A 4392-nucleotide genomic window follows, 5' to 3' on the forward strand; every position below is an offset into this window, starting at 1 on the left:
GCCGGGGTCAGCGGCCGGGGCCGGCCGGGCGCTCCCGGCGCACGGGGCCGGCACCCACGCGCCGGTTCCCGCGCGCGTTTCCCGCGCCCGGGGCTCCCCGCCGGCCCCACCACCGCTGCTCCGCCACCGACGCCCCACCAGCCCCCCGGCCGGTTCCGCACCCACGTCCCGGAACCGGAACTGTGCGCACTCGTTGAAGCATGTGGTGAACCCGCGACGGTGCCCGGCCCCGCCCGCCACCGGGCGGCGCCGAACGGGCGGGAGCATCCGTGCGGGCGCGCTACGGTGGGCGGACGACCCGCGCACCCCGTGCGCCGCGTCCGGGCGAACGGCGCCCGCGTGCGTCCGGTCCGCAGATCGCCGGCTCGATGAAGGTGGGGACAACAAACCGTCATGGCTGAGCACAGGGTCCGGGTCACCCAGGACAGCGCATCCCGCTGGCGGCGCCGCGCCGGCGAGTACGACACGCTCACCGAGGCCCTGGCGGCCGCCGAACCCGGCGACACGGTGACCGTGCGGTCGGGCACCTTCCGGGAGAACGTGGTCGTGGACAAGGCGGTCACGATCGTCCCCGCCCAGGGCCCCGGCACCGTCCGGATCGACCCTCCCGGCGGCGTCCCGCTCACCGTGACGGCCTCGGCCACCGTCCGGGACCTGGTGATCGAGGGCAGCGACCGGTCCTCCCCCGCCGTGCTGGTGTCCGGCGCGGACGCCTCCCCCTCCTTCACCGGCCTGCGGGTCGAGACCCGCTCCGCCGCCGGGGTCGAGATCACCGACGGTGCCCGGCCGACCCTCAAGAGCTGTGTGGTGGCCAATCCGGACGGGCTCGGACTGCGGCTGCGCGGCCCCGGCACCGCGGCGGCGTTCGAGGACTGCGAGGTGTCCGCCGCCGGCCAGGCCGGACTCGCCGTGCTCGGCGGCGCGACCGTCGCACTGGAGCGCTGCCGGGTGCACCACGCGACCGGCGCGGGCGTCCTGCTCTCCGACCCGGGCAGCGCCGCCGAGTTGACCGGCTGCGAGATCTACGAGATCCGCGGCAGCGGGGTGCAGGCCGAGGCCCAGGCCGCCGGGCGGCTGGTCGACTGCGACATCCACCGGGTCACCGGCAACGGCCTCACCCTCGACGGCGAGGCCGAACTCGTCCTGACCGGCTGCCGGGTGCACGACCTGCCGGAGAACGCGGCCGACCTGCGCGGCCGGGCCCGGCTCAGCCTCGCCCACTCCACGGTGCGGGACTTCGGGCGCGGCGCGCTCTCGGTCTGGGACCAGGGCACCGAGGCGAGCGCCGAGTCCTGCGAGATCCACGGCTCGAACGGCGAGTACCCGGCGCTGTGGGTCAGCGACGGCGCCCGGCTCACCCTCACCGACTGCGCCCTGCACGACCTGCCGGACGCCCTGTTCGTACTGGACCGCGACTCCGCCGCCGTCGCCGAGGGCTGCTCGTTCAGCCGGATCCGCAGCTCGGCGGTGTCGGTCAGCGGTGGCGCCACGGTGACGCTCAGCGGCTGCCGGGTGCAGGAGGCGGGCACCGGGCTGTGGTTCCGCGACCACGGCAGCGGCGGCCTGCTGACCAAGTGCGAGATCTCCGACGTGGCGACCGGAGTGATCGTCACCAAGGGCGCCGACCCGGTGTTCCGGGACTGCACGGTCCGGGCCGGCTCGGACGCCGGCGTCTACGTCTCCGCCCAGGGCCGGGGCACCTTCGAGGACTGCCGGGTCTCGCACGGCAAGGGCTTCGGCTTCCACATCATCGACGGCTGCCGCACGGTGCTGACGCGCTGCCGGGCCGAGCAGAACGAGCGGGCCGGCTTCGAATTCTCCGAGCCCGGCCCGGTGGTGGAGGGCTGCACCTCGGACGATGTGGCGGCGCTGCCGTCGCCGGCCACCGAGATCCCCGGGCCGCGCGTCCAACTCGCCGCTGCCGCAGGCTCCTTGGCCTCAGCCGCGCCCGCGGTGATCGGGCCGATCCCGGACTGCAGGCCCGCCGACGAGGCGCTGGCCGAACTCGACGGGCTGGTCGGCCTGGCCACCGTCAAGCAGGAGGTCCGGACCCTGATCGACCTCATCTCGGTCGGCCGGCGGCGCCGGCAGGCCGGTCTCAAGGCTCCCTCGCTCCGCCGCCACCTGGTCTTCACCGGCGCCCCCGGCACCGGCAAGACCACGGTGGCACGGCTCTACGGCGAGATCCTCGCCTCGCTCGGGGTGCTCCAGCGCGGGCACCTGGTCGAGGTGGCCCGGGTGGACCTGGTCGGCGAGCACATCGGCTCCACCGCGATCCGCACCGCCGCCGCCTTCGACCGGGCCCGCGGCGGCGTGCTCTTCATCGACGAGGCGTACGCGCTCGCACCCGAGGACGGCGCCCGCGACTTCGGCCGGGAGGCGATCGACACCCTGGTGAAGCTGATGGAGGACCACCGGGACGAGGTGGTGGTCATCGTGGCCGGCTACACCACCGAGATGGAGCGGTTCCTGTCCGCCAACCCCGGGGTCTCCTCCCGCTTCTCCCGGACCGTCACCTTCCCCGACTACTCGGCCGAGGAGCTGCTGGAGATCGCCCGCGCCCAGTGCGCCGAGCACGAGTACGCGCTGGCCGACGCCACCGCACTGGCACTGCTGGAGCACTTCGCCGGCATCGAGCGCGGTCCCGCCTTCGGCAACGGCCGGACCGCCCGCCAGGTCTTCGAGACCATGGTGGAGCGGCACGCCATGCGGGTTGCGCAGCTCGACGACCCGTCCACCGAGGACCTCCAACTGCTCGTCCCCACCGACCTTCCCGCGCCCCGACTGCCGTAGCGCGGGAGGGCGGTGGGGGACGGCCGCCGCCGGTCAGCCCGTCCAGGCGCCGCCGGCCAGGAAGGCTTCCAGCCCGGCCCGATAGGGCGCGATGTCGATGCGCTCCCCCGCCAGCCACTCGTCCGCGTAGTACTTGTCGAGGTAGCGGTCGCCCGGGTCGCAGAGCAGGGTGACCACGCTGCCGCGCTCCCCCGCCGCCCGCATCTCGGCGACGATCCGCAGCGCGCTCCACAGCCCGGTGCCGGTGGACGCGCCCGCCTTCCGGCCGAGCACCCCGTCCAGCACCCGGACGGCGGCGATCGAGGCGGCGTCCGGGACCTTCATCATCCGGTCGATCGCCCCGGGCACGAAGCTCGGCTCCATCCGGGGCCGTCCGATCCCCTCGATCCGCGAACCCCGGTCGCACACGGCGTCCGGGTCCTCCCGCACCCAGCCGTCGAAGAAACAGGAGTTCTCCGGGTCCGCGACGCAGATCCGGGTGTCGTACTGCATGTAGTGGACGTAGCGGGCGATGGTCGCCGAGGTGCCGCCGGTGCCGGCGGTGGCCACGATCCAGGCCGGCTCGGGGTGCGGCTCCAGGCGCAGCTGGGCGAAGACCGATTCGGCGATGTTGTTGTTGCCGCGCCAGTCGGTGGCCCGCTCGGCATAGGTGAACTGGTCCATGTAGTGGCCGCCGGTCTCCTCGGCGAGCCGGGCCGAGGCCTCGTAGACCTCGTCGGGCCGGTCCACCAGGTGGCACTCGCCGCCGTGGAACTCGATCAGGTCGATCTTGGCCTGGCTGGTGGACTTGGCCATCACCGCGATGAACGGCACCCCGACCAGCTGGGCGAAGTACGCCTCGGAGACTGCGGTGGAGCCGCTGGACGCCTCGATGACCGGCTTGCCGGGGCGGATCCAGCCGTTGCAGAGCCCGTAGAGGAAGAGCGAGCGCGCCAGCCGGTGCTTGAGCGAGCCGGTGGGGTGGGTGGACTCGTCCTTGAGGTAGAGGTCGATGCCCCACTCGGCGGGCAGGGGGAAGCGCAGCAGGTGGGTGTCGGCCGAGCGGTTCGCGTCCGCGTGGACCTTGCGGACCGCCTCCTTGAGCCAGCTCCGGTACTCCGGGTCGGTACGGTCGACGTCGACGGTCGGTTCGGTCCCCATGGCCTGCCACTCTCCTCGTGCGAGTCCTTCGAAGCCCCCCTTCGATGCGCTCACTACGAGTGTACGAGTGTCACGATAAGTGACATTATGCGTAGCCCCAGGCTCCGCTTATCGACGTTTGCTGCCCCGCCGGGCCGCTAGCCGCCCACCCCGCCCACCGACTGCGGGTCGGCCAGGTACGGACGCCACCCCAGCTCCGCCGCCCCGGCCAGCGCGCTGTGCGCCAGCTCGGCACCGACGATCGGCACCCGGCCGCTGCGCCCCCAGAGGCTGCGGTCGGCCACCACCGCCCGCAGCCGGTCCGGCGCGGCCTCCAGGAGGTCGCGGTGCAGCCCGCTGAGCACCACCCGGTCCGGGTTGAGGATGTTGGCGACCCCGGCGAGGCCGAGTCCCAGCCGGTCGATGACGTGCTCCACGGCCGCCCGGGCCCGCTCGTCGACGGCGGCGGCCCGGCAGAGC

2 protein-coding genes and 1 pseudogene are annotated in these 4392 nt (G+C 74.0%); 1 reads left to right on the forward strand and 2 read right to left on the reverse strand.

Going from position 1 to position 4392, the window contains the following annotated elements; all coding sequences use genetic code 11:
* Nucleotides 1-393 precede the first annotated feature (393 nt).
* Nucleotides 394-2793, forward strand: a complete 2400-nt coding sequence (locus VR45_RS28760; RefSeq protein WP_045942776.1) for a right-handed parallel beta-helix repeat-containing protein — start codon at nucleotides 394-396, stop codon at nucleotides 2791-2793.
* Nucleotides 2794-2826: 33 nt separating this feature from the next.
* Here the strand turns inward: VR45_RS28760 and VR45_RS28765 are convergent, their stop codons facing one another.
* The gene (locus VR45_RS28765; RefSeq protein ID WP_030396908.1) at nucleotides 2827-3933 is read right to left on the reverse strand and encodes a PLP-dependent cysteine synthase family protein; all 1107 of its coding nucleotides are present in this window, start codon (nucleotides 3931-3933) and stop codon (nucleotides 2827-2829) included.
* Nucleotides 3934-4070: 137 nt separating this feature from the next.
* Nucleotides 4071-4392: pseudogene (locus tag VR45_RS28770) on the reverse strand (ROK family protein); the annotation flags it as partial.

It is taken from the genome of Streptomyces sp. NRRL S-495 (genome assembly GCF_000966955.1).
Taxonomy (GTDB): domain Bacteria; phylum Actinomycetota; class Actinomycetes; order Streptomycetales; family Streptomycetaceae; genus Kitasatospora; species Kitasatospora purpeofusca.

Coding starts and splice junctions, on each gene's coding strand:
- VR45_RS28760 (WP_045942776.1), top strand. CDS start 394: ATGGCTGAGCACAGGGTCCGGGTCACCCAGGACAGCGCATCCCGCTGG.
- VR45_RS28765 (WP_030396908.1), bottom strand. CDS start 3,933: ATGGGGACCGAACCGACCGTCGACGTCGACCGTACCGACCCGGAGTAC.